Annotated in this window: 21 protein-coding genes and 1 tRNA gene; 11 read left to right on the forward strand and 11 right to left on the reverse strand. The window is 61.5% G+C overall.

Annotation, left to right across the window (positions count from 1 at the left end; translation table 11 throughout):
- Positions 1 to 168: 168 nt before the first annotated feature.
- Together RZS28_RS17390 and RZS28_RS17395 are read left to right on the forward strand one after the other, a co-directional pair.
- A complete protein-coding gene (locus RZS28_RS17390; protein WP_407338984.1) occupies positions 169 to 2,664 on the forward strand; it encodes a YfhO family protein in 2,496 nt (831 codons plus the stop codon).
- Between the two features lie 51 nt (positions 2,665 to 2,715).
- Positions 2,716 to 3,660, forward strand: a complete 945-nt coding sequence (locus tag RZS28_RS17395) for a hypothetical protein (protein ID WP_407341159.1) — start codon at positions 2,716 to 2,718, stop codon at positions 3,658 to 3,660.
- Between the two features lie 5 nt (positions 3,661 to 3,665).
- On the opposite strand, the gene RZS28_RS17400 is transcribed toward RZS28_RS17395, so the two are convergent.
- Both RZS28_RS17400 and RZS28_RS17405 read right to left on the reverse strand, forming a co-directional pair.
- Entirely contained in the window at positions 3,666 to 4,454 is a 789-nt protein-coding gene (locus RZS28_RS17400) for an enoyl-CoA hydratase-related protein (protein ID WP_407338985.1), read from the reverse strand.
- Positions 4,451 to 6,244 carry an acyl-CoA dehydrogenase gene (locus RZS28_RS17405; RefSeq protein ID WP_407338986.1) on the reverse strand — a complete coding sequence of 598 codons (1,794 nt, stop codon included), beginning with the start codon at positions 6,242 to 6,244 and terminating at the stop codon, positions 4,451 to 4,453. The genes RZS28_RS17400 and RZS28_RS17405 overlap by 4 nt, the downstream gene beginning before the upstream one ends.
- Before the next feature lie 160 nt (positions 6,245 to 6,404).
- Between RZS28_RS17405 and RZS28_RS17410 the strand changes: the two genes are divergently transcribed.
- Both RZS28_RS17410 and RZS28_RS17415 read left to right on the forward strand, forming a co-directional pair.
- A complete protein-coding gene (locus RZS28_RS17410; protein ID WP_407338987.1) occupies positions 6,405 to 7,373 on the forward strand; it encodes an L-threonylcarbamoyladenylate synthase in 969 nt (322 codons plus the stop codon).
- Positions 7,374 to 7,417: 44 nt separating this feature from the next.
- Positions 7,418 to 8,377 (forward strand): GIY-YIG nuclease family protein, encoded by a 960-nt coding sequence (locus tag RZS28_RS17415; protein ID WP_407338988.1) that lies wholly within the window; start codon positions 7,418 to 7,420, stop codon positions 8,375 to 8,377.
- A gap of 37 nt (positions 8,378 to 8,414) precedes the next feature.
- Here the strand turns inward: RZS28_RS17415 and RZS28_RS17420 are convergent, their stop codons facing one another.
- A complete protein-coding gene (locus RZS28_RS17420; RefSeq protein WP_407338989.1) occupies positions 8,415 to 10,094 on the reverse strand; it encodes an electron transfer flavoprotein-ubiquinone oxidoreductase in 1,680 nt (559 codons plus the stop codon).
- Between the two features lie 221 nt (positions 10,095 to 10,315).
- On the opposite strand from RZS28_RS17420, the gene RZS28_RS17425 reads away from it, so the two are divergent.
- The 4 genes from RZS28_RS17425 to RZS28_RS17440 all read left to right on the forward strand — a co-directional run bounded on the left by RZS28_RS17425 (position 10,316) and on the right by RZS28_RS17440 (position 13,844).
- On the forward strand, positions 10,316 to 11,161 hold the full coding sequence (locus RZS28_RS17425) for a uracil-DNA glycosylase family protein (protein ID WP_407338990.1): 846 nt from the start codon (positions 10,316 to 10,318) through the stop codon (positions 11,159 to 11,161).
- Positions 11,162 to 11,260: 99 nt separating this feature from the next.
- Complete coding sequence (locus tag RZS28_RS17430; RefSeq protein WP_407338991.1) at positions 11,261 to 12,160, forward strand: neutral zinc metallopeptidase; 900 nt, start codon at positions 11,261 to 11,263, stop codon at positions 12,158 to 12,160.
- A 246-nt stretch (positions 12,161 to 12,406) separates the two neighbouring features.
- Positions 12,407 to 12,757: a hypothetical protein gene (locus RZS28_RS17435; protein WP_407338992.1), complete on the forward strand. Its 351-nt coding sequence runs from the start codon at positions 12,407 to 12,409 to the stop codon at positions 12,755 to 12,757.
- A gap of 583 nt (positions 12,758 to 13,340) precedes the next feature.
- Positions 13,341 to 13,844, forward strand: coding sequence for a DUF2971 domain-containing protein (locus RZS28_RS17440; RefSeq protein ID WP_407338993.1), 504 nt, complete (start codon positions 13,341 to 13,343; stop codon positions 13,842 to 13,844).
- 304 nt (positions 13,845 to 14,148) lie between these two features.
- On the opposite strand, the gene RZS28_RS17445 is transcribed toward RZS28_RS17440, so the two are convergent.
- The 3 genes from RZS28_RS17445 to RZS28_RS17455 are packed head-to-tail and all read right to left on the reverse strand — an operon-like array spanning position 14,149 to position 15,313.
- Positions 14,149 to 14,613, reverse strand: a complete 465-nt coding sequence (locus RZS28_RS17445) for an SRPBCC family protein (protein WP_407338994.1) — start codon at positions 14,611 to 14,613, stop codon at positions 14,149 to 14,151.
- A 25-nt stretch (positions 14,614 to 14,638) separates the two neighbouring features.
- On the reverse strand, positions 14,639 to 14,965 hold the full coding sequence (locus tag RZS28_RS17450) for a YbjQ family protein (RefSeq protein ID WP_407338995.1): 327 nt from the start codon (positions 14,963 to 14,965) through the stop codon (positions 14,639 to 14,641).
- Positions 14,966 to 15,010: 45 nt separating this feature from the next.
- On the reverse strand, positions 15,011 to 15,313 hold the full coding sequence (locus RZS28_RS17455; protein ID WP_407338996.1) for a DUF6156 family protein: 303 nt from the start codon (positions 15,311 to 15,313) through the stop codon (positions 15,011 to 15,013).
- A 249-nt stretch (positions 15,314 to 15,562) separates the two neighbouring features.
- On the opposite strand from RZS28_RS17455, the gene RZS28_RS17460 reads away from it, so the two are divergent.
- The 3 genes from RZS28_RS17460 to RZS28_RS17470 all read left to right on the forward strand — a co-directional run bounded on the left by RZS28_RS17460 (position 15,563) and on the right by RZS28_RS17470 (position 19,037).
- Positions 15,563 to 16,972, forward strand: coding sequence for a DUF2252 domain-containing protein (locus RZS28_RS17460; protein WP_407338997.1), 1,410 nt, complete (start codon positions 15,563 to 15,565; stop codon positions 16,970 to 16,972).
- A 370-nt stretch (positions 16,973 to 17,342) separates the two neighbouring features.
- Positions 17,343 to 18,842 (forward strand): Do family serine endopeptidase, encoded by a 1,500-nt coding sequence (locus RZS28_RS17465; RefSeq protein ID WP_407338998.1) that lies wholly within the window; start codon positions 17,343 to 17,345, stop codon positions 18,840 to 18,842.
- A gap of 118 nt (positions 18,843 to 18,960) precedes the next feature.
- Positions 18,961 to 19,037: transfer RNA gene (locus tag RZS28_RS17470), tRNA-Pro, on the forward strand.
- A gap of 51 nt (positions 19,038 to 19,088) precedes the next feature.
- Here RZS28_RS17470 and RZS28_RS17475 read toward each other — a convergent pair.
- The 5 genes from RZS28_RS17475 to RZS28_RS17495 all read right to left on the reverse strand — a co-directional run bounded on the left by RZS28_RS17475 (position 19,089) and on the right by RZS28_RS17495 (position 24,321).
- Positions 19,089 to 19,592, reverse strand: a complete 504-nt coding sequence (locus RZS28_RS17475) for a TlpA family protein disulfide reductase (RefSeq protein ID WP_407338999.1) — start codon at positions 19,590 to 19,592, stop codon at positions 19,089 to 19,091.
- Positions 19,589 to 20,815: a sialidase family protein gene (locus RZS28_RS17480; RefSeq protein ID WP_407339000.1), complete on the reverse strand. Its 1,227-nt coding sequence runs from the start codon at positions 20,813 to 20,815 to the stop codon at positions 19,589 to 19,591. The genes RZS28_RS17475 and RZS28_RS17480 overlap by 4 nt, the downstream gene beginning before the upstream one ends.
- Positions 20,816 to 20,874: 59 nt before the next feature.
- A complete protein-coding gene (locus tag RZS28_RS17485; RefSeq protein WP_407339001.1) occupies positions 20,875 to 23,205 on the reverse strand; it encodes a TonB-dependent receptor family protein in 2,331 nt (776 codons plus the stop codon).
- Between the two features lie 125 nt (positions 23,206 to 23,330).
- Positions 23,331 to 23,618, reverse strand: a complete 288-nt coding sequence (locus RZS28_RS17490; RefSeq protein WP_407341160.1) for a DUF2946 family protein — start codon at positions 23,616 to 23,618, stop codon at positions 23,331 to 23,333.
- A gap of 247 nt (positions 23,619 to 23,865) precedes the next feature.
- On the reverse strand, positions 23,866 to 24,321 hold the full coding sequence (locus RZS28_RS17495; protein WP_407339002.1) for an energy transducer TonB: 456 nt from the start codon (positions 24,319 to 24,321) through the stop codon (positions 23,866 to 23,868).
- Positions 24,322 to 25,014 lie beyond the last annotated feature (693 nt).

Raw genomic sequence — 25,014 nt, forward strand, 5'->3', positions numbered from 1 at the left:
CAAGCTTTGCGCTGCTCGCTCCGAATTCCTCCTTGGCTGCGCGTCGGCCGGCGCTTGCAGCCCTCCACCTGAAGGACGCCTTTGGTCATCGTGGGCCGGCGCATGATTTTGCCTTGAATCTGCGCATATTGAGCGCGCCGCATCAGACAGAGCAATCTTGGATTAGCCATGTCGCTTTTGGACACAGCCGCCTATCCCGCCGCCGCCTCCCGCACGAGCCATGTGCGCGATCGTTTGATCTCTTCAGGCGCAGCGGAGCGCGCCCGCGCGCCGGCTTGGACACCCAGGGGCGCTTGGCTCGCCATCGCCGGCTTCGTCGGCTTCTTCGCGCTCGCTTTGGCCTGCTGGCTCTTTAGCGGAACCGTCGTTCCCTGGGATTCAAAGAACCATTTCTATCCCATGTTCCGTTTTCTCGGCGACGCCTTTCAGCGCGGCGAGATCCCGCTCTGGAACCCATATCATTTCGCCGGCCATCCCTCGATCGCCGATCCGCAATCCTTGATCTTCACGCCGAGCATGGCGCTTTTTGCATTTATCGCGCCGAACGCCTCGATGCAGCTTTTCGACGCGGTGATCCTCGGCCATCTCGCGTTCGGCGGATTTTGCGTTCTCGGCCTTTGCCGACGCTGGCGCTGGCATCCCGCCGGCGCAGTGCTCGCGGGGTTGATCTTCATGCTCGGCGGCGCCGCCTCCTCGCGGCTGCAGCATACCGGCATGATCATTTCCTATTCCTTCTTTCCCGCGGCCTTGTGGTGCCTTGAAATCGCGCTTGAGCGCCGCTCCTACCGTTTCGCCTGCTTTTTCGGCCTGTTCGCCTCGCTGATGGCGCTCGGCCGCGACCAGGTCGCCTTCCTGCTGTGCACGGTTCTCATCGGCCGCCTGTTCTTCTCTGCTTTCCATTCCGGCCAGGCGCTCGTCTATCTGCGGGCGCGAGTCGGCATTCTGGCGGCGGGCTGCGCCGTCATCGGCGCGATCCTGTTCGTGCCGGCGCTGTTGACCATGCAATTTCTTGCGGATTCGAACCGGCCGGGCATCTCCTTCGGCGTCGCCGCCGCGGGTTCACTCGCTCCGGTCAATCTGATCACGCTTTTGGTGCCTAATTTCTTCGGCTCGCTCGATCAGCTCTATGATTACTGGGGCCCGGATTATGCCACCATGCCGCAAGCCGACTGGACCGACCGCGCCGTCGATTATCTCTTCATCGGCACTTTGCCGATCCTCCTCGTGGTTTGGCATGGTTTCGGCGCCGGCCGGCTGTTCGCGCGCCCCATCCGCTTCTTCTCGATCGTCTTGGGCGCGGCAATGCTTTACGCCCTTGGCCGCTATACCCCATTCTTTGCCCTGGCGTTCGACCGAATCCCCGGCGTGTCGCTCTATCGCCGGCCTGCGGACGCGACCTTCATCGTCAATATCGCGCTGGCCTTCGGGGCCGGGTTTCTCTTGCACCGCTATGTCCAAGACGGCTTGCCGCGACCCTTCCTGCGCTTGCCCGGATGGCTCGCCTGGACGTTCGTGGCGGCGACCGCGCTGGCGATTGCCGTCCTGGTTGGGACTGGCCTCGCCTTTTCGCTGCGCGAGGGCCGCGTGGCGACCTCGCTTTGCCAATTGGGCGTCGCCGCCGCGCTTGCAATTGTGGGCGTGGCGCTTTTGTTTTGGCTCAAGGCGCGCCCGCGCCGGGCGTTGGCGGCGAGCCTTTTCGTCCTCTTGAGCGGCGGCGAAATCCTCTGGCGCAATGGAGCTTCTTCGCTCAATGCGGAGCCTGTCGACCGATATAGCGTCTTTGCCGGCATGAAGCCCAGCGAGGCGGCCGGCATAGAGGTTCTGCGCCGCGAGATAGCCGGGAAGATCCGCGAGGGCGATTATCCGCGGGTGGAAATTCTAGGCCTGGGCGGACCCTGGCAAAACGCCTCGATGGTTCTCAAGCTTGAGAACACGATCGGATATAACCCCTTGCGCATCGACGGCTATGAGCGCGCCGTCGGGCCGGGGGACAATGCCGGCGATCCGAATCTGCGCCACTATCCTGGCACGTTTCGCGGATATAAATGCCATCTCGCGGCGCTTCTCGGCCTCGAATATCTCGTTCTCGACCGTCCGTTGGTCCGGCTGCCGCGCCATGTTCCGCGTCCGAGCGCGATCCCGATCTACACGAGCGACACGATGTATATCTACAAGCTCGGCAAGACCGCGCCTCGAGCCTATTTCGCCTCGAAAATCAAGCCTGTCGACAGCGAGCAGGTGCTCGACGACCAGGTGCTGCCCGACTTCGACCGGACGAGCGAAGCCTTGATCGATCAGGCGAACATCGGCGACCTCCATTTCGCGTTAGGCGGCCAAGATTTGGCGCGGCTTTTGAGCGAGGGTTCAGGCGATTCGACCCCGGCGGCCCAGCCAAAGCTAGTGATCGTTAAATATGCCGACAATTCGGTCGAGATCGACGTCGACGCCGACAGGGCGGGCGTTGTGGTGTTGCACGACCTTTTTTATCCGGGCTGGGAGGCGCGCGTCGACGGCGTTCAAAAGCCGGTGCTTCACGCCAATGTCCTGTTTCGCGGAGTCGAAGTGACGGCGGGACATCACCGGATCGAATTTGCTTTCCATCCCCTCTCCTTCGCGAACCTGGCGGCGGCGGTGACCAGCGTCCTGCACAGGAACGGAGACTAGGATTTGCCGAGACGATCGCGCGTGCGGGACATTCCCTTTGGCATGAAGCATATGCGAGCCGCCCGCGAACATGCCCTGGCGTCCATTGCGGCTTCGCTGGTGGGATTGCTCTTTTCGGGTTTCGCTTTGGCTCAGAGCGCCCAAATGGAAAACTCGAACCTTCCGCCTTTGCGCTTGCCCAGCGGCATCGAGCCAGCGCCTGTCGAAGCCCCAAAAACCATATTGCATCTAGCCGCCGCCCTGGGCGCCACGGATACGCAGCCGGTGCGCTCCGGTCTGCAATGGCGCATCTTCGAGGAAAAGGCGGAGCTTGATGGAACCCATAAGCTTGTCGCCCAATCCTCCGAGGCGACCCCCGTGTTCTCGCTCCATGACGGCAATTTCATCGTCCATGCGGCGTTCGGGCTCGCCGGCGCGACAAAGCGCGTCGCGATCAGCGGCAAGGGCGTGAGCGAAAGGCTCGTGCTCAACGCCGGCGCTTTGCGGATCGTCGGCGAGCTCGGCGACGCGCCGATTCAGCCGGCGCGATCCTCGATTTCGATCTATGTTCCCGAGCGCGACAATTCCGAAGCAAAGCTCGTCGTCGCAAATGGCAGGACCGGCGACACGATCGGCCTTCCCGAGGGCAGTTATCACATCGTATCGACCTTGCTAGACGCAGCGAGCAATGGCGCGGCGAACCCGACGAATTCCGTGGTCAGCGCCGATCTTCGGGTTCAGGCCGGCAAATTGACCGACGCCACCTTGCGCCATCGCGCCGCCACCATGACCTTGAAGCTCGTCAGCGGCCCTGGCGGCGAAGCGCTCGCCAATACCGCCTTCACGATCCTTACGCCCGGCGGCGACGTGATCCGCGAAATGATCGGCGCCTTTCCCTCGCTGATCCTGGCGGAAGGCGAATATGTCGCCATCGCCCGGCACGACAACAAGACCTATCAGACCACCTTCAAGGTCGTCTCCACGCTCGACCGCGACGTCGAGGTTCTCGCGCAATAGATCCATCAGCTAGGTTTCTTCGCAAGAAAGGCCGCGAAGGCGGCGCGCGTCTCTTCGGATTGCAGCGCAAGCGCGAAAAGACGCGCTTCGTCATCGATCCTGGCGAGAACGGACTCACGGTCGCCGCGAATGAGGCGCCGCGTCGCCGCAAGCGCGGCGCGGGGCTTGGCCGCGAGCCGGGCCGCTTGCTCTACGGCGTAAGCTTTCAGCTTGTCCGCCGCGATGACGCCATTGGCGAGACCAAGGCGCATGGCCTCCTCAGCGCCGAACGGCTCGCCGAGCAGCAAAAGCTCGCTCGCCTTCGCCAAGCCGATGCGGCGCGGCAAGAGCAGCGAGGACGCCGCTTCCGGCACGAGGCCAAGATCGACGAATGGCAGGCGAAATATTGCTCCCGGAGAAACATAGACGAGATCGCAATGCAGGATCATCGTCGCGCCGACGCCAATCGCCATGCCCTCGACAGCGGCGACAAGGGGCGTTTCGCATGCGGCGAGAGCCTTGATGAAGGCGAAAGCCGGAACCTCCTCAGGGTTGCGGCTCGCCGCCAGAAAATCGGCGATGTCATTGCCGGCGGTGAAAGTCCCGCCGGCCCCCCTGAAAACAATGGCGCCGATAGACCCATCGCGGTCGGCGTCGTCGAGCGCCTTCGTCGCCGCCTGATACATGGCGCCGGTCATCGCATTCTTTTTGTCCGGCCGGTCGAAGGTCACGACGAGCACGCGGCCTTCGCGTTCGATCTTGACGTTCTGCGCCGGGCTTGGCGTCGCTTCGCTTGTCTCCGATGGCGGCGTCATATGGCGAGCGCGAAGGCGCCGGCATTGACCGAGCCTGCGCCATGGACCACGGAGAGTTCGAGCCCTCCCGCGCCGCTCGCGATATTTTCCGCAAAGAAACGCGCGGTCGCGATTCGCGCGGCCAAAGCCGGATCGGTCGCGCCATCGCTCGCGAGCCTATGCGCCGCCAGCGCGCCTCTCGCCAAAGCCGAACCGCCCCGCGCATAGGCGAAGAGCCGCAGATAGGGCGTCGCGCCCGCCAGCGCGTCCTCCGGATGCGTTTGCAATGCGTTCAGCATGAAGGCGGTGGCGCGCTCCAAACTCGCGACAGCCTCGATCAGGCGAGGCGCCATCTCGCCAAAACTCTCGGCATTCGTCTTTTGCAGCGCCTCAAGCACTTTCCGCATGTCGTCGATCTCGCGCTTGACCGCGCCGCCGCCTGAAAGGCCGAGCTTGCGGTGGACTAGATCGATCGCCTGGATGCCATTCGTTCCCTCGTAGATCGAGGCGATCCGCGCATCGCGCAGGAATTGCGCCGCGCCGGTCTCCTCAATATAGCCCATTCCGCCATGGACCTGGATTCCGAGTGAGGCGACCTCGCTGCCAATGTCGGTCGAAAAGGCCTTGGCGACCGGCGTCAGCAAGGAGGCCCGCTCGGCCGCGGCCTTGCATTCGCCAGCATCTTTCGCGCGGTGCGACCGATCGATCGCATTCGCCGTCATCAGGCAGATCGCGCGCGCCGCCGCGGTCAAAGCTTTCATCGTCATGAGCATGCGGCGAACATCAGGATGGCGCAGGATCACGCTCATGGCTTCGCCGGCATCGCCCGCAGCGCGGCCTTGGCGGCGCTCTTTCGCGTAACTCAGAGCCTGCTGGAACGCCCGCTCCGCAATGGCGACGCCTTGCACGCCGACATTGAGCCTTGCGTTATTCATCATTGTGAACATGCAGGCGAGGCCTTTATGCTGCTCGCCGACGAGATAGGCGGTCGCGCCGCCATGCTCGCCATAGACCATCGTGCAGGTGGGAGACCCGTGGATGCCAAGCTTGTGCTCCAGGGAGACGCAATGCACGTCATTGCGCGCGCCGAGAGAACCATCGGATTCGACGAGGAACTTTGGGACGAGAAAGAGCGAGATGCCGCGCGTCCCCGCCGGCGCGTCAGGCAGGCGAGCCAGCACGAAGTGAATGATGTTCTCGGCCAGATCATGCTCGCCATAGGTGATGAAGATCTTGGAGCCGAAGATTTTATAGGCTCCATCGGCCTGCCGCTCGGCCTTGGTTCTGAGCGCGCCAAGGTCCGAGCCGGCCTGGGGCTCGGTGAGATTCATCGTTCCGGTCCATTCGCCGGAAACGAGCTTGGCCAGGTAGCGGCTTTTCAGCGCCTCGCTCGCGTGCGAATGGGCGGCCTCGATCGCGCCGAGGGTCAGCAGCGGGCAAAGGCTGAACGCCATATTGGCCGCGTTCCAGATTTCGATGCAGGCGGTGTTGAGGAGCGCCGGCAGTCCCATCCCGCCATATTCGAGCGGCGCAGTGATCGCGTTCCAGCCCCCCGCCGTCCATTGCTTGTAGGCTGCAGGCCAGCCCGGCGTCGTCTTGACCCGGCCAGCGTCCAATTTGGCCGGCTCCTTGTCGCCGAGGCGATTCAAGGGCGCGAGAATATTTTCGGCGAATTTGCCGGCTTCGAGCAAAGTCGCCTCGGCGAACCCGTCGCCGAGATCGGTGTAAACGCCGTCGCTAAGCCCCTCGGCCAGCCCCGCCTCATGGGTCATGGCGAAGAGAATGTCGGAAATGGGCGCGCGATAGCTCATTGATCAATCTCCGCCTGTGCCGGGCTCAAGCGCGAAACGCGCCTCCGTTGACGGAAAGCCAATCCGCGCGCACCAAGTATGTACGGCGCGAAGCCTCGATTATGAAGGCGCCTCGTTCGATGAAGAAGCGCCAGAATCGACAAGGATGAATATTGCACATATGAGCAGCGATCTTGTGGCGGCGCCCCTGATATTGGCGAATCAGGAGGGAATAGACGAAGCGGTGCGGATCTTGCGCGCCGGCGGCCTCGTCGCCTTTCCGACCGAGACGGTCTATGGCCTAGGCGCTGACGCGACGTCGGAAGCAGCCGTCAGGCGCATCTATGCGGCCAAGGGCAGGCCCAGCTTCAACCCGCTCATCGCCCATGTCGAGAGCCTTGCGGCGGCGCGGGAACAGGGCGTCTTCTCGGATGAGGCGGCGCGTCTCGCCGAGGCTTTTTGGCCTGGACCGCTGACGCTCGTGCTCCCCTTGGCTGCACGGGCGACGGTTTCCGCTTTGGCCCGCTCGGGCCTCGACAGCATAGCCCTGCGCGCGCCGGCCCACCCTGTCGCGCTTGCCTTGATTGAGGCGGTGGGACGGCCGCTCGCCGCGCCTTCCGCCAATCGCTCCGGCCGGGTCAGTCCGGTCACAGCCGCCCATGTCGCGCAGGATCTCGGCGCCAGGGTCGATCTCATTCTCGACGGCGGCCCCTGCCCCGTTGGCGTCGAGTCGACGATCATCTCATGCCTCGACGGCCGCCCGCGCCTGCTACGGCCGGGAGGGATCGCCCGCAGCGCGATCGAAGCCGCGCTTGGCTTTTCCCTCACGGAAGCTTCGCCATCTGGAGAAATTCTATCGCCCGGAGCGCTTGCGTCGCATTACGCGCCGCGCGCAAAGCTTCGCCTCGAGGCGACTGATCTCGAAGCCGATGAAGCGGGATTGGATTTCGGCGGGCGCTTTCGGCCAGACGAGAATGTGCGCGACTTATCCCGGAGCGGCGATCTCGCGGAGGCGGCAGCCAATCTTTTCGCCTTTTTGCGCGAGCTTGACGCGCTCGGGCCCTCTCGCATCGCGGTCGCGCCTGTCCCGCATCACGGATTGGGCGAGGCTATCAACGACAGGCTGAAGCGCGCCGCCGCGCCGCGATAATGTTTTAAGATAAACCGAGGTTTCTACAGTTGAAGAGGTGTCTGATGGCATCGCAAGGACTCACCGTTCGCCTCTATCTTGTAGACGGCACACCAACAGGCTTATTGACGGCCGAGATTATGAATTGGACTGGGCATGTCTTTGTCGCGCCCCGTTCGCGCCTTGCGGATGCACTGAAACGCGACGAATGGAATCGAACTGGAGTTTACTTTTTGATGGGTAATGATCCGGACCAGCCGAGCAGAGAGAGGGTTTATATTGGTGAAGGAGACAATGTCTCGGATCGTATAAAACTCCATGCTAAAGATTCCTCGAAAGACTTTTGGTCAAAAGTCTGCATCGTGACCTCAAAAGATCAAAATCTTACGAAGGCGCATGTGAGATTTTTGGAGAGTCGGCTGGTCGAGATCACCAAGTCGGCTGATCGGGCTAATCTTGCAAACGGAAATGAGCCCGGATCGAAGCTGCTGCCTGAGTCCGACGTAGCGGATATGGAATATTTCCTAAGCCAGATGCAAATCGTCTTGCCGCTGGTTAACTTCGATTTCCTCCGTCCACAACCAACGTTGCCTCAATCCAAGGCCGTCCCCCAGGATCTAGTACAGACGACCGGCCCCCTCGAGCTTGTGCTGGCTAGCAAAAAACATAAGATCGAGGCGAGGGCAATTGAGCAGGACGGAGAGTTCACGGTTCTTAAGGGCTCAAAAGCTTCCACCAAATCCGACTTTATTTGGAACACCTACCAACCGATGAGGGACTCGCTCATTAAAGAGGGGCGCTTGGTCAATACCGTGGATCCGGACGTCCTGGAATTTAAAAGAGATACAGTTTTTCCAAGTCCTAGCGCCGCTGCCTCAGTCATCTTCAACAGGAACGCGAACGGACAAATTGATTGGAAAGTGGCGGGTACGAGACAGACGCTAAAGGACTATCGGGATGCTCAGCTATTTCCCGGCCGCGCGGATTTCCCTTCTGAGAACAAAGCATCCGAGCCCAATGAATGATCCCAACGGCAGGAGAAATTAAGTCTAATTTTCCTACTTACATATTCGGATAGTTCGGCCCGCCGCCGCCTTCCGGCGGGACCCAGTCAATGTTTTGCGCCGGGTCCTTGATGTCGCAGGTTTTGCAATGCACGCAATTCTGCGCATTGATGACGAAGCGCGGGCCGGTCTTGGCCTCCTCGTCAGCATAGACGACTTCATAGACGGCGGCCGGGCAATAGAGCCGCGCCGGCTCGCCATATTCGGGCAGGTTTTTCTCGATCGGAATCGACGGATCCTTCAGATGCAGATGGACCGGCTGGTCTTCCTCGTGATTGGTGTTGGAAATGAACACCGAGGAAAGCCGATCAAAGGTGAGCTTGCCGTCGGGCTTCGCATAGGCAATGGGCTTGACGCGCCACAGCGGCTTGAGGCTGGCGTAATCAGGCCCGCCATGCCGCAAGGTTCCGAAGAGCGAGCCGCCAAAAATTTCATTGCTCCACATGTCTAGGCCGCCCACGGCGATCCCGGCATAGGTTCCGAGCTTGGACCAGAGCGGCTTGGCGTTCCTGACCTTATAAAGGTCGCGGCCAATCTCCGAGCCGCGCCAGGCCCCCTCATAGGACGCAAGCTCGTCGCGGGCGCGGCCGGCCTTGAGCGCGGCGACGACATGTTCGGCGGCGAGCATCCCCGAAAAGATCGCATTATGCGATCCCTTTATGCGCGGGACGTTCACGAACCCGGCCGCGCAGCCGATCAGCGCGCCGCCGGGAAAGGCGAGCTTCGGCACGGATTGCCAGCCGCCTTCGGTGATCGCCCTTGCGCCATAGGAAATCCGCCGGCCGCCTTCGAAAGTGGGCGCGATCATCTCATGCGTCTTGAAACGCTGAAATTCGTCGAAGGGCGAAAGCGTCGGATTCTCGTAATTCAGGTGAACCACGAAACCGACCGCGACGAGTCCGTCCTCGAAATGATAGAGAAAGGAGCCGCCGCCGGTTTTATTGTCGAGCGGCCAGCCGAATGTATGCTGGACAAGGCCTGGCTCGTGCTTGGCCGGATCGACCTGCCAAAGCTCCTTGAGGCCAATGCCATATTTTTGCGGCTCGCGGTCCTTGTCGAGGCCGTAATGGGCGATGAGCTCCTTGGCGAGCGAACCGCGCGCGCCTTCGGCGATCAAAGTATATTTGCCCTTGAGCTCAATGCCGCGCGTAAAACCTTTCTTGCGATGGCCGTCGCGCGCGACCCCCATGTCGCCGGTCGCGACGCCCTGCACCTCGCCCGCCGCCCCATAAAGAACCTCGACGCCGGCAAAACCAGGAAAGATGTCGACGCCGAGCGCCTCCGCCCGCGCGCCGAGATAGCGCGCGAGGTTGCCGAGCGAGCCGATGAAATTGCCATGATTGTTCATGAGCTTCGGCAGCGCGAAATTCGGCAGGCGAAGCGCGCCCGCAGGACCCAAAAGGTAGAATCGATCCGCCGTCACCTGCGTTTTCAAAGGCCGGTCCTTGTCCTCGCGCCAGTCGGGGAGGAGGCGGTCGAGAGCCAGCGGATCGATGACCGCGCCGGAAAGGATATGGGCGCCAAGCTCGGAGCCTTTTTCGATGACGGCGACCGAAAGCTCCGCCGCGAGCTGCTTCAGGCAAATCGCCGCGGCGAGGCCGGCCGGCCCGCCGCCGACAATGACCACGTCGAATTCCATGGTCTCGCGCGGCGGCAATCGGGACTCTTCCTTGGCCATGATCGTTTTCTCGATCCTCGCGCGTTGCATCAGCCCCGGCGGCGCGAACCCTGCCTGGGCGTCGGATGCTTAAGCGCTATACGATATAAGTTTTCGCTTCAATCGCCGCTGCGGCTTCGCTGGCTTGAGCGCATGCGAGATTTCGGATCGCAATTCGGCGAAACATAGGCCAAGAATGGGCGCGCGAGCGACCTCGGGCAAGCAATGGAGCCGCCAAGGCCATGGTCGAAAGTTTGATCGAGCTCTTGCGTTGGTATTCCGCGATGGGAGTCGATATCGCTGTCGACTCAACCCCGCATGATCGGCTGGCCGAATGCGCCGCGGCGGCTTCCGCGCGCATGGAAGAGGCCGCATCCTCAGGCGTGGCGGACAAGCAAAGCCCAGCCCCTCTGCCGGCGCCGAGAGAGACGACTCTCGCGCCGCGCCGGGAGCCGGCCCTCGCGCTTCCCGCCGAAACGCTCGAGCAAACAGCGCGCGAAAGCGCGGCCAGCGCCATAACTCTCGACGATTTGCGCGAAAAGCTTTTGAAATTCGAAGGCTGCGGGCTGAAGGCGACCGCGACGCAGCTCGTCTTCGGCGACGGCGACCCACATGCGGAAATCATGTTCGTCGGCGAGGCTCCTGGCGCTGACGAGGACCGCCAGGGCGTCCCTTTCGTCGGGCGCGCCGGGCATTTGCTCGACAAGATGCTGGCGGCGATCGGGCTCGACCGCAGCAAGGTCTATATCGCCAATGTCGTGCCCTGGCGGCCGCCCGGAAACCGCACGCCGACGCCGCTCGAGACGGCAGTCTGCCTTCCCTTCATCCGAAGGCAGATAGAGCTCGTCCATCCTAAGATCCTCGTTTGCCTCGGCGCCGCCTCGGCGCAGACGCTGCTTGGCGCCAAGGATGGGATCATGCGTCTGCGCGGCCGCTGGTTCGATTATGCTGCGGATCCTGAGACCATCAAGGCGATCGCCATGCTGCATCCGGCCTATCTTTTGCGCCAGCCGGCGCAAAAAAAGCTCGCCTGGCAGGACTTGCGCGCGCTCGCCAAGGAGATCAGCCGTTTGCATCCCGCCTCCTAGCATAAAGGGTCTGAAGAGATCGTTTGAAAACCAATCGAGAGATGGCTTAAAGATCGCGCGTCATGATTGAGGCTCCGGACAAGGGGCCGGGAGCCGAGCATGAGATGGGAAGATTACCGCCGCTCCGACAATGTCGAGGATCGGCGCGGTGAAACCTATGATGGCGGCGGCGGCCCCTCGTTCGGCGGAGGCGGCGGCCTCGGCATAGGCGCCATTATCGTCCTGGGCCTCATCGGCTGGGCGCTTGGCATAGATCCGCGCCTTCTGATCGGCGGCGCGGAAATGCTCAACGGCGCGCGCAATGGCGCGCAAGTCGCGCGGCCGGCGCCGCAGCAGCAGCGCCAAGCTGGAACGCCGTCCGACCAGATGGGGCAATTCGTCGCCGCCGTTCTCGCCGAGAATGAGGATGTCTGGTCGGACATTCTTCCGGCGCAAAAAGGAATTCAGTACGTCAAGCCCAGGCTTGTGCTTTATAGCGGCGCGACCAGCTCCTCCTGCGGCGGCGCGCGGGCGGCGATGGGGCCGTTTTATTGCCCGAACGATCAGAAGGTCTATCTCGATACGTCTTTCTTCCAGGATATGAAGCGGCGTCTCGGCGGCGGCGGCGACTTCGCCTATGCCTATGTCATCGCGCATGAAATCGGCCATCACGTCCAAAATCTGCTCGGTATCCTGCCGAAGGTCCAGGCGGCGCAGGCGCGCGCGTCGAGCAAGGGACAGGCGAACGCCTTGTCGGTGCGCGTCGAGCTGATGGCCGATTGCCTCGCCGGGGTCTGGGCGGCCAACGCCAATCGCAAATATCAGATCCTCGAACCTGGCGACGTCGAGAAGGCGGTGGCGACCGCGCAGGCGATCGGCGATGATCGTTTGCAGCAAGCGGGGCAAGGCTATGTAGTCCCAGATTCCTTCACCCATGGCAGTTCAGCGCAGCGCCAGCAATGGTTGAACGCCGGCCTGAAATCGGGTGAGGTCGATTCCTGCAATACGTTCGCCCAGTGAGCCCAAGCCCTCATCCTGAAGAGGCCTGAAAGGCCGTCTCGAAGGGCGAGGGAGGAGGCTTTTGAAACAGGGTATCAAGTCAGCCGATCCGGCGCGCCCGCACGCGCAATGTCGCGGCCGGGCGGATGGAACGGGCGAGCGTCCCAAATCGGCCCGGGCGCGCGGCGAGCAAAGATCGCGCGGCGCGATCAGGCCGGCGAGCGGCTCAATCGAAAAAAAGACGTTCAGGACAGTTTCCGGCGCCGCATGCAGCCGCGCCGCGCGAACGCCGTCGCCTCTCGCCAAAAAATCACCGGCCTCTTCGATAAACCCCGCTTCCGGCGCGCGGCCGGCGCGAAGCAACAGAATCTCGGGGCCGCGCGCCGCCTCAATCGCAAGACGAAGCCACTTGGCCTCGGCATCGGCTTCGATCAGGCCGCAGCCCGCATGATCGGCGACGGCGTCGAGCCCCTGCCCGCGAGGTCCCGCGATCGCGACATCGCGGAGAAGCCCTTCGACATTGGCTGTGATCAGCGAGCCGAGCGTTCGCGCCAAACTCTCAATCCTATCGACGCCGGGGCGAGCGGCCGGTTCATCTTCGCAAAAGACGATGGTTGAGAGCATGAAAGCCCGTGCGGGAGGGTCGTTGGTTCAGTTTGAAATCTCCGGTCTGCGTCACTTTTGGGCGGTCGCCCTTGAAACGACGCGGACGGAGGAGTTTTTCGAGAGACTGCGGGGCGTTACATGTTAGCGCTTACGCGACTGACGGCACAGTAAATGGTATATTTTAATTCCGAAGTACGAAATGACAAGTCTCGGCGGTTGCCGGTAAGATGTGATTTCCAAGTCTCGCAGGAGACTTCATCTTCGGGGTACCCGATTTTGATTTGGTCACAATCATAGACGCGGTGTACCGATGCCAGATCGATTGTTTCATTATCAGAGATTTGTGAAGGAACATCTTATATCCCTGCTTTCCGAACGAAAGGTGAAGCTATCGCGGCCAGACAGGTTCAACGACCCATGGGACTGTCGAGTGCATTATCGAGTGCCAACAGACCTTGAGGAAAAGAGGCGGCTACTGGAGTGGCTTACGGAAGAGCAGAGGAAGCGTTTCTCATCGGACAGCGAGGCAGGGCGCGTGCGAAAAGCACAAGACTTCATGTCGAGCCCTTCGAATTTCATTCGAATGGAAGAGGAGATGTATCGAGCGATCTGCGAAACCTATAGGGTCTATTGCCTTTCGGAAATTCCAGACTCGCCACTCATGTGGGCGCACTACGCTGGCTCGCACACCGGCGTTTGTCTGGAATTCGACGCACTGACGGCACCATTCACACGTAGGACGGGGGCAACGAAAATAAAATATCGAACTACTTATCCCGCCCATGACATTGTCACTGGCTACGAGTTTCTCATCACAAAGTCGCAGGATTGGTCGTATGAAGCCGAATGGCGGCTGATTGCCGAAGAGCGAGCATTCGAAATAGCGCCCGAGCCAGATGATGCTTTAAGGACAGATAATGATTTCCTGACGCTGCCTTCTGGCGTGTTGAAGTCGGTGACGATCGGGTGTCTGGCCGATGAATCTTCGCGTCGCCTGATCGAACATCTTGTTAAGACCCACGCCACGAATGTACTGGTTCGGCAGGCGACTTTAGCGTCTGATCGGTACGAACTCAGGATCAGCCCTCCTTTGCAATGAAGGACCAATTTCGAAGAGTCATTACTATCAATGTCACCTACAAAAATCAAAATCTTGCATCACTACGTCAACCACGTAAATTAAGAGATTAGACGGTGCAAAAGTCAGGCGCATAAGTCCGCTCCTGGCGCGGCGCAGGCCAAATGCGCACTCAATTCGCGTTGCGGATTTCAAATTGACCCACTGCCCCGGAACGTTGTTAAGGGATTACGCATCGCCGGCGCGGCGCGACCATAGTCTCGCGACGGAGGAAACGCCGTCGCCGTGGCGGGCTCCAGGCATCGGGTCACGCCGAGACTAAGCCTCAGTCAGCCTCGTCCAACTCCACGACGACTTTCGCCAATCTGTTGACGACGGCGTTCCAGCCATTCTCGCTATTCATGATCGCATAGACCGCCGCCGAATCCTCGGTGAAGCCGCTATGCTCCAGCCGCACATGCGTCCCATTGGGCAGAGGCGAAAGCGTCCAGGTCAGCACCGTGTCGATGTAATGACCGAAGCCTTGCAGCGTCTGTGAGCCGCCGCGCCAGGTGTAGCGAAGCCGCCAGAATGGATCCGCGTCGAGAACCTCGCCGCCGGAAACGCCGTCCCAATCGCCCATGGGCGCGCTGCGGAAGACGTATTTATGCCCGACCTCGGCCGCAAAACTATTCGGCATGAACCAGCGCGCGATCAGGTCGGGTTCTGTCAGGGCGCGCCAGATGGTCTCGGCCGGCGGCACCAGCATTCCCTCAACTACGATCGAAGGCAATTCCGCCGCTTCCGTCACTGCTCAATTCCTTGCAAAGGCTTGTTCATCCCGCTATGGGCTCGACCCAAACCGCGGTGCCATAGGCGAGGACTTCGGTAATCCCGTCCATGATGTCATTGGCGTCGTAGCGCATCCCGATCACCGCATTGGCTCCGCCTTGGGTCGCATGCTCGCACATGAGGTCAAAGGCCTCCTGGCGCGCATGTTCGGCGAGCTCGGCATAGGCGGTGATCTGGCCGCCGAAGATCGATTGAATTCCGCCGACGAAATTGCCGACGACGCTGCGCGAGCGAACGGTAATGCCGCGAACAAGGCCGAGATGGCGAACAACCTTGAACCCGGCCACGTCATCGGTCGTGGAGACGATCATTCGATACCCCGCAGTAATTCGACGCTATGACCCGCGCAGAAAAAACTAAGCGGAGACCAAAGCGCCGCTTTCATCGAAACGCATCTCCGTGACGTCGCCGTCCATGCTGATCTCCGCGCGCCGAATGACGCCCGCCGCGTCATATTCGTAGCGGTGCCAGATCTCCACTTCGCCATAGACCATTTTCTCGAAGCCGAGCAGCCGTTCCTCTGCGTCGAAGGTCGCGCGAATGAAGGTGTTGCGATGGTTCAGATCGGCGATTTCGAGCGGATTGACCAATTTCACCGGGAGCTTGACCCCGGTGTAAGACACAAAGTACCGCCAGTTTTCAGGATTTTCGTCTGTCATATTTGGACCCGAGCCTACTGCGGAATTCTCATCAAGCGATGCCGAACGCGGAATGCGGACCTTCCGACATTACGACAGAAGCCTAAAGGTTCACAATGGGCTTTGAAGGACGCCGTGGACGCCCGACTTTCAAGACCAAATTCGTGGTCGGCCCCTTCGCGCATTGGGTCATTGCCGGCACGGCGGAATTGGTGCAGGCTTGCGAGTTTTCGTCGACTTGAAAGCCCTCTCGAAACTCGGAGCGCCGCCATGACAAACGCATCCAAGAGCGATCATACAGCGATCGGTCCATCGCGAGCGGAGCGCTACGGCGCCGGCAGGGCGCTGCGCCTCAAGACGCCGCGCGAGGCCCATGCCGACTGCCCGCCCGCGTCGGAGCGCGATCCGGTAGCGATTCTGGCTGAGACCGACGGCGAGCGCATCCCCGAGCTGCTGCCGATCCGCTACCAGCGCATGGTGAAATCGCCCTTCTACTTTCTGCGCGGCGCGGCCGCGGTGATGGCGCGGGATCTGGCGCGGCTCTCGCCGATGGGCGCCCATGTGCAAGCCTGCGGCGATTGCCACCTGATGAATTTCGGCGCTTTCTCCACCGCCGAAGGGCAAGCCTTGTTCGACATCAACGATTTCGACGAGACGCTGCCCGGCGTCGACTTTACGGTGGATTTGAAGCGGCTCGCCGCAAGCGTGGCGGTCGCGGCGCGCAGCTCAGGCGCGGCGGACAAGAAGGCCCGAGCTCTCGCCCAAGCCACTGTGAAGTCTTATCGCGAATTTATCCTCGAGCTGGCCGAAAAGACGCCTCTCGAGGTCTGGTACACGAGCATGGACATCGATCGCGAGGTCAAGCGCATCGCCGACGCCAAGCTGCGCGACAAGCTTCTTTCCACTTTGGTGAAAGCGAAAAAAGATCTCGCGGCGGATGATAATTTCCCGCATCTCGCGACGACGGACGGCGCTACGGCCCGCATCGAAGACCGTCCGCCATTGATTTATCATTTCGATACAAAATCCGAGAAAAGCCAAAAAATTCACGCGCATTCGGCATTTTCCAACTATCGCCAATCGCTCTTGCCCGAACGGCGCGCGCTGATCGAGCGCTACGGCCTTCACGATCTCGCCATGAAGGTGGTTGGCGTCGGCAGCGTCGGCACCTTTTGCGCCATCGGGCTCTTCATGACTCCGGATGATGAACCCCTGTTCCTGCAGGTCAAGGAGGCGCTGCATTCGGTTCTCGAAAAGATCGTCCCGCCGCCCGCAGATTTGCTCCATCAGGGCTGCCGGGTGGTCGAAGGACAGCGCTATTTGCAGGCCGCCAGCGATCTCTTTCTCGGCTGGACGCAAGACCAAAAAACAAACCGCCAGTTTTACGTCCGGCGCCTCAAGAACCGGCGGCTCGGCTCGATCGGCGAGGTCATCGAAGCCAAGGCCCTCGAGGACTACGCAAATCTTTGCGGCCGGACGTTGGCGCGGGCGCATGCGCGCACCGGCGACCCGGCCCTATTCGCAGGATATATGGGAAAATCGGAAATTTTCGACGAAGCCATAGCCTCCTTCGCCATGGCCTACGCTGAGGTGACCAACCACGACCATGCCCTTCTCGCGGCTGCGATCGATAAGGCCACCGGCCTGCCGAAGCTTCGCGTCGCGGCGCTCGCTGAATGAGCCGCTAGGACAACGTCAAATAGAACTTATTGCGCGGCCTGATCAGGGAAGCCCGCCGGAGGCGCTCGGGAGCAGCTGCTTCCGGCCGCTTGCAGAGCCAAGGCGCCGTCAGAGCTCGCACATTTGCTTCGACTTGAAGAGAAAGATAGAATTTGTATTTGATGCGCGATAGGAATGGTTACGGCGGACCAACATTCGGCGCCTCGCTTTCGCCGCTCGGATGACGAGATCTTGAGGCGCGAGTTCAGCATGGTCGCGCTTCCGGTTCAGTTAAATAATGGCGGACATCGCCATCTCTATGCTTCAATTCTCGAATGAGCCTAGCGACGCCTGCCTCGCGTCGCGACGTCGATCGAAGGAGATTATTTTTATGGGTTTGTTCGCGAAACTTCGCCTTGCCACATGCGCTCTCGTCCTGGGCGCCGGGGTCGGCGGCCTCCCGATCTTGGATGCGCCCTTGGCTTTGGCGCGGGGTCCGGAATCGCTTGCCGACCTCGCCGACGCGGTGAGCGACACCGTCGTCAATATATCCGCGACGCAGACCATCGACGAGAAACACGCGAGCGCCGCGCCGCAGTTGGAGCCGGGCACGCCTTTCGATGATCTATTCGAAGAGTTTTTTCGGCGGCGCCAGCAAGGCGGCAACGAGCAGCCAAACCCCAAGCAGCGCGAGCGCCGGTCGAATTCGCTGGGCTCCGGATTCGTCATCGATCCGTCCGGCATCGTCATCACCAATAATCACGTGGTCGCCGACGCCAATGAGGTGACGGTGATTTTCACCGACGGCCAGAAGCTGAAGGCTGAAGTCCTGGGCAAGGACGCGAAGGTTGATGTCGCGGTGCTCCGGGTCAAGCCGGATAAGCCGCTCAAGGCGGCGAAGTTCGGCGACAGCGAGAAAATGCGCGTCGGCGATTGGGTGGTCGCGGTGGGCAATCCTTTCGGGCTCGGCGGAACCGTCACCTCGGGCATCATCTCGGCGCGCAATCGCAATATAGATTCCGGCCCCTATGACAATTATTTCCAGACCGACGCCGCCATCAATAAAGGCAATTCGGGCGGGCCGCTGTTCAACATGGCGGGCGAGGTGATCGGCATCAATACGGCGATCCTGTCGCCGTCGGGCGGTTCGATCGGCATCGGTTTCGCGACCCCAGCGGCGACGGTCGTCCCGGTCATCGAGCAATTGCAGAAGTTCGGCGAAACCCGGCGCGGCTGGCTCGGGGTGCGCATCCAGAACGTGGACGAGACAATCGCCGAAAGCCTCAACCTCGGCGCGATTCGCGGCGCGCTCATCGCGGGGACCGACGACAAGGGGCCGGCCAAGGCGGCCGGACTCCTGACCGGCGACGTCATCATCAAATTCGATGGCGTCGAGATCAAGGAATCCCGCGACCTGCCGAAGATCGTCGCCTCGGCGCCGGTCGGGAAGGATGTCGACGTCACCGTCTTGCGGCAGGGCAAGGAGATCGTCAAAACGATCAAGCTCGGCCGGCTGGAAGACAATGAGAAACCGACTAAGGCGTCGGTCAAGCGCGGCGATTCAGGCAAGAGCCCCACGCCCAGCCCGGTCGAAAAGGCGCTGGGGATGGAATTTTCGAGCCTCACCGACGAGCTGCGGCAGAAGTTCTCCATCAAGAATAGCGTCGGCTCGGGCGTCGTCGTAACCAATGTCGATCCGGATTCCGCCGCCGCCGACAAGCATATTCAGCCGGGCGAAGTGATCGTCGAGATCAATCAGGAGCCGGTCAAGGAGCCGGCAGACGTCGCCAAGAAGATGCAGGCGCTGAAAAACGGCGGCAAGAAATCGGCCCTGCTTCTTGTTGCGAGCGGCCAGGGAGAAGTGCGCTTCGTAGCGCTCGCCCTGCCCTGAATTGTCGCAGCTGCCGATAAAGCGCTGCGCCCGACGCCACAGCACTTGCGAGTGGGTCAGGGCGCAGCTATAAGGCGGCGTATCGGGATGCGGCTGATCGAGATTCAGCCGCGCGTGTCGGAGTGTAGCGCAGCCTGGTAGCGCACCTCGTTCGGGACGAGGGGGTCGGAGGTTCGAATCCTCTCACTCCGACCAAACTTTCTGAGGGTATCCCCACAGTTTCCCCCACAGATGGGGACGCGGCGTTTACGGGTCAGTCTTGTCGGCGCGCCTGGCGTCATCGAGCCAGCTCGTAATCTCGGCCATTGACGCGACTCCTTCGATCAAACGCTTCGCCCCATCCCGTCCTATGAGCAATGTGACCGGAATCTCGCCTTGCCACTTAGGGTCGACCTCATAGCGCAGGCGCTCGGCGAAACTGTCGTCGAACGTCCAATTCTCCGCCCGCGACAGGCCGGATTTGGCGAGGAAATCCTGCACGGCTTCAGGCGCGTCCTCGATCATGTCGGCGTTCACCGTGACCAGACGTAAGTCAGGCGTCTCCGCGAGCAATTTGCCCCATTCCGGCATTTCCTGACGGCAGGGACCGCAGGTGAGCCCCCAGAAGTGGACGATGATCGGCTCTCCCGAATGATTTTCGATAATGCTCCGCCAGCTGCCGCGAACGAAGGGTTTGAGCTCCCCTGCCCGCGCGTTCGCCGGCATGGCCGCGATGGCGATCAGCAGCGCCGCGCAATAGATCCGTCTCACGAGGCGTCCTCCAATTCGATCAGACGATAGCCATCCTTCAGCGTCTGCCAGGATAGGAAGGAGTGAGGGCCGTCGCTCACAAGGACGGGATGGTCGGAGTCCTCCGTCGTCGTTGCGATCGCCTTGGGAGCGCTCCAGTTTTCGCCATTGTCGTGCGAGGCCATAACCAGGACGCTCGTGCGGTCGCCGTCGAATTCCTTCCAGGCGAGCCACAATTTGCCGCCCGCCCCGAGAAGGCTCGGCCGCGACGGCGCATGATCGGGATCGCCGATCGGCCTCGGCGCCGAGAAGCTTTTGCCGCCGTCGAGCGATCGCGCGTAAAACAGCCCCTTGCGCGCGCGGCCCGCCGTGAACCATGCCGCGTGATAGGCGCCGTCCGGGGTCACCGCGAGACTCGGGCCTTGATGCGGGCAGGCGTTGGTCGCCCAGTCATCATTGCTCACGCGAAAAATCTGGCCAGGCGCATCGCGATCGGCGAAGGTCATGACTGCGTGATCGCGGACCGATCCTTCAAAGATATTGCGAAACAAGACGACAGGGCGGCCGGGACCGGCGAAGCCTATCCCGATGCGGCAGCATTCGCATGTCCCCTCATGCGCGAGGCGCGTCTCGGCGAAATGCGAGCCGTTGTCTCGGGACCAGGCGAAGGCGACGCCCGCCCCCACATAGGCCTCGGCGCCGTCTTTCGCCTGAGCCCGATTGCGCTTGTCGAGCCAGGCGGAGAAGATCGAGCCATCGGAGTCGATGGCCAAGGCTGCGAAGCGCTGGCTCTCCAAATCGGAGGTAATCGGCGAAGACGGCGAGAATGTTTGGCCGCCATCGATCGACCGGGTGAAAAACACCTGGCCATTGTATTTCTTGTCGTGAAGGATCGCGTAAGCGACGATCGCGCGCCCATCGCGGTCGACGACAATTTTGGGTCCCGCGTCCGTCCCCGTGTCGAGGTTGACGGAGGGCTGCGTGACGACCACGGGCGGCGTGAATGACCGTCCATGATCGCGCGATTTCGCCACGAAGATTTGATTGTTGACCCGCGCGGCGATCCACAAGGCGCCGTCGGGCCCGAAGGCCGGCGCCGCGGTGCTGGCGCAAGCAAGCGAAAGATCCGAACAGGGCTCGCGCCCCTTGTGTTCATGGTGGTCATGCGCCATTTGCGCGACGACCTCGCCCGAGCCGGCGAAAACCGCCAGGGCGAAGACGACCACATGCAACTTAAACATCATCGACATTCTCCTCGCATTCATTTCCATTTTCCGACCAGGAGCGGCGCATGGCCATAAGATCAGAACCTCACTCCGATCCCGCCAACAAAAGTGCGCGGCATGCCGGCGTACATCGACCCTGTCGTACAACTCAAAGCGGCGTTTGACGCCGGACAGATCGCAGCGTAGCCCGGATTTTGTTTCCCGGTCACGCTATTGATCGTGTTGGTGATGTTGCTCGCGGCGGCAAGATATGTGGAGTCAAAGACGTTGCGCACCTCGAAAAAGGCGCCAATCTTCTGGACGAACGTGTTTTGGACGTCCGCGTCGTAATGCAAGTTCAGATTGACGATCTGGGAGCCAGGAACCTTCAGCAGATTGCCGTTGTCTACATAGAAGGCGTCAGTCAGATAATATTCCGCATAGCCTCCCAAGCCTTTTAGCGGGCCGACCGGCACGTCATATCCGAGGCGAGCGGTCATGACATTGGGGGAAACGCCAGGAATTCGATTGCCGGCGCGATTGAAGATGCTGGTCAAAGTTCCAGCGGCGAGGCTCTCGTAATATTGGGTGTAGATCTGATTGTCATAGGTGTAGGCGACCTTCGCCTTCCATCCGTCCAAAAAGCGGTATTCAGCGGCGACCTCGACGCCGCGATGCTCCGAGCGCGGCGCGTTGAACGTATAGGCCTGCAGCGGCGACGGACCAGGCGTTTGCGAGATCAGTTCGTTATGGAAGAATTCGTAGAATCCGTCGACGCTTAGCTTCACTGTCGGCAAGGGCGTCCAGTCAACCGCGAGATCGTAGCCGAGATTGGTCTGGGATTTCAACTGCGTGTTGTTTCCGGCCAGCCCCGAGGGAAGAACGAAAAGATTGCTGGCCTGCGGGGTTCCGTAGCCGGTTGCGACGCGGGCCTTGATCTGCCAATCATTATTGGGGCGATAGACCAGCGACCCCTCCGGGGCGATGTTGTAATAATTGTTGTTCGCCGGCGTTCGCCCGATGACGAGGGCCGTAGCGCCGGGCGTATAGGTGGTCAGCGCTCCATTGATATTCGTGTATTCGGCGCCCCATCCGCCGATCGCGGTCAGACTATCGGTGAGCTTGATCTCCTCACGTCCCCTGATCCCCGCGTTCGTCTGCTGTGACGGGACGACCTGGGTAAGGCCTCCGATCGTGGCGTTGCCGCCGGGCGTCACATTATATGTCCAGCTCGTGCTGCTTTCTGTATTGGCGAAGACGCCGACAAAATGGGTCGCGTCAAAGCCAAAGAGTCTCCATCGGCTGGTGAGGTCGGTCATGAAATTAAGGGAGGGCTCGGGTCCGACGGCGTCGGTGGCCCCGGTCGGCTGATTGATGTTCTTGTTGTCAGCCACGATCTGGGTTCGCCAGACGGTGTCGCTGTCGAGGTCATGCTCCCAGCGAAGGCCCAGGATCGAACGGCTGTCGTGGCGATGGAGGCCCGCTTCATAGGCCGTGAGAGGGACCTTGAGCCCTGAATAGCCGTTGACGTAAACGTTGTTGACGCCGCAGCCCGCGGCGGCCGCAGCGGCGGCGGCTGCCGATGCGGCGGCGGCGGTGTGCGCATTGGCGGCGCCGAACGAGTAGCAATTCGCCTGAAAGGGATTCGCATAGAACTGATTGAGCGAAAGGCGATTCGGCAGATCTCCGTAAAGGGAGTTGTTGATCACCTTGAAGGTGAACCTGTCGTTCGGCGTCGGCGCATAAGTGCCGAGGAAGTTCACCGTCTGCGTGTTGAACAAGTTGGTGTCGGTCGGTCCGTTTCCGATGACATTGCTGACGAAAAGCGACAGGTCGTAATCGCCGCTCTTGCGGCCATAGGCGAGGTAATTATTCAGATAGCCGAAGCTGCCGGCGTCGGTTCCGACCTCGATCCCATCGATCTGGGCGCCGGTGCGCATCCGGAAATTGAGCGCGCCGCCTGTCGCATAGTTTCCGTAGAGAGCGGATGAAGGCCCCCTGATAACGTCGATCGCGCCATAGGCATGCGGATCGATCAAGTCGGTCCGCGAGAGCCCATCGGGCTGCGTGACCGGGAAGCCGTCATCGAATATGACGATATTGCGGACGCCGAACCCGACTTGCGCACCCGAACCGCGGATGGAAATGCCGATGTCGCGCGGACCATTGCCCTGTTTCGTCTCAACGCCGGGGCTTTCCCGCAACACATCGAGAACGGAAAAGGCCTTTGTGTCCTCCATTCGGCTGTCCGGGATCGTGGTTTCGACCTGACCTTTTGGGTTTTGATAGAAGGTTTCCGGAGAAAGGATCGGTTCAGGAGCAGGCTGGGCGCTGGGACCTGCGCCCGCGACATCGACTGTGGGAAGCGCAACCGTTTCGCTTGGTTGCTGCGCTTGGACGGCAAGCGGCCAGACGGAGGCGCTCGCCATTAGGCATGCGAACGCGCGCGGGCGCCCGCCCACGATAAACTTGAACGACATTTGAGTGATCTCACCTGTTGGACTACGGGTGGCGCGCGTCGGCGATGCCAAGCGCGCCTAGGCTCGTGGTGCGGTCAGGCGAGAGAAGGAGGTCCGCGCGGGGGACTGTGCTGATCGACCCCGAAGAGAGCCGCCCGGTCGGGCGCTAGGGTCCAGAAAAGGCAGCGCGCTTCAGCGTAAGGAGTCGCAACGCTGACGGGTCTGGCTTCAAGGAAGCCAAGATTGCCGCAGACGATCTGACAGAGCGGACAATGATCGTGGTGGTGGGGAATATCGCTCGGCGTCGATTGGCCCGCGTCGCCGCCGCCATTCGGGGAGCAGAGAATAACGTGGCCAAGGGGATCCGCGGCTTGGCCGATCATCGCGGATGCCGCTACCGGCGCCCATACCTGGAGCAGCAGCGCGAGGCCGAATAGAATGGCTCCTATGGGTCCCCGGCGCGCCACTTCGATGTTATCCCCGAATTCTTGAGCGTAAGCTTACGTGAGCGACGATGATCGCGACAAGGTCGCTCGCTTAAAATTGTTCGAATGCTCGCGACGTGAGACATGGATGTCACACGTCAACCGGTAGCTGCGCTCTGTATCGTCCTCGGTTCGAGGCCGCGGATCATTGCATCACGCCAAAGGTGATTTGGGCGCCGAAAGAGCGCGGCGCCCCCGGCGGCGGCGCGGGGAATGGCGCAGCGCGCCGGACCACGGCGAGGCTTTCCTCGTCGAGATCGGCTTCGCCGCTTGACTGGAGCAGCGCAACGCTCGTGACTTGTCCAGTTTCGTCAACGGAGAATCCGACGGCGGCGACGCCCCGAGCTCCACGCTCGATCGCCGTCTCGGGATAATGTTTCGCCCGCGCCAACATGCCGAAAACGATCACTTTGTAGTCCATCGGCTCGTCGCCGCCTTCGACCGGCAGAGGCACGGCGACGGCGCGGAAAATCTCCGGCCCCAAATCATAGGGAAGCGCCAGCCCGGCCGGCGTTCCCCGCCAGGCTTCGCCGTCGCCCGCGGTCGTTGCGGAGGCGGTTCTCGCCGGAGCTTTGTCCGCCGCCGGAGGGCTCCTTTGCACGGCCTCCTTGATGGCTGCCGCCGAAGCCGCGCGAGGCGCAGCTTGGCCGGCGTAGCTCTCCCCGCCGAACCCGCAGGCGGCTCGACTGGCTTCGCCTGAGCGGCGGGCTTTTCCTCGGGCTCGGCTCTCGAAGCGCTAGGCGGCGGCTCGGCTGGTTTCGCCGGGGCTGCGGGCTTGTCTTCGGGTTTGGCTGTTGAAGCGGCGGACGGTTTTTGCTCGGCTTCGGACTTCGCGCTTGCCGCCGCTGACGCAGGGGCGCTTGGCTTCTCCGTTTTGGCCTGCGTCTCGCCGCTTTTCCCGGAGGGTGGGGGTTCGACGACAAGCTCGACCGGAATTTCCTTCGCCCTTTGCGCTTCGTCTGGCGCGCGCTCGATCCAAAGGAGAGCGGAAAGGACAATCCCGTGCAGCAGCAGAGAGACCGCCGCCAAGCGCGTCAGAAATCGACGATCGGCCCGCGCCCAGCCTGTTCGTTCAGCCGCGGGCGCGACCAAAGGGCCTTGGCCTCGATCGGCGGCGAGATCAAAGTCCTCATTCGAATGGTCGGGCGTTGAGACCATGACGAAAGAATCGCCTCTGCAATATTTTGTCCGCTTGGACGTTGGGCTCTGGATCGCCGCCCCTACGCACGATAAACCGACGATATAGCGAGACGCGCCGGACCCCGAGTCGAAATCGGCTCTGCTCTCGTGGATG

Source organism: Methylocapsa polymorpha (assembly GCF_045689225.1).
In the GTDB taxonomy this organism is placed as follows: domain Bacteria; phylum Pseudomonadota; class Alphaproteobacteria; order Rhizobiales; family Beijerinckiaceae; genus Methylocapsa; species Methylocapsa polymorpha.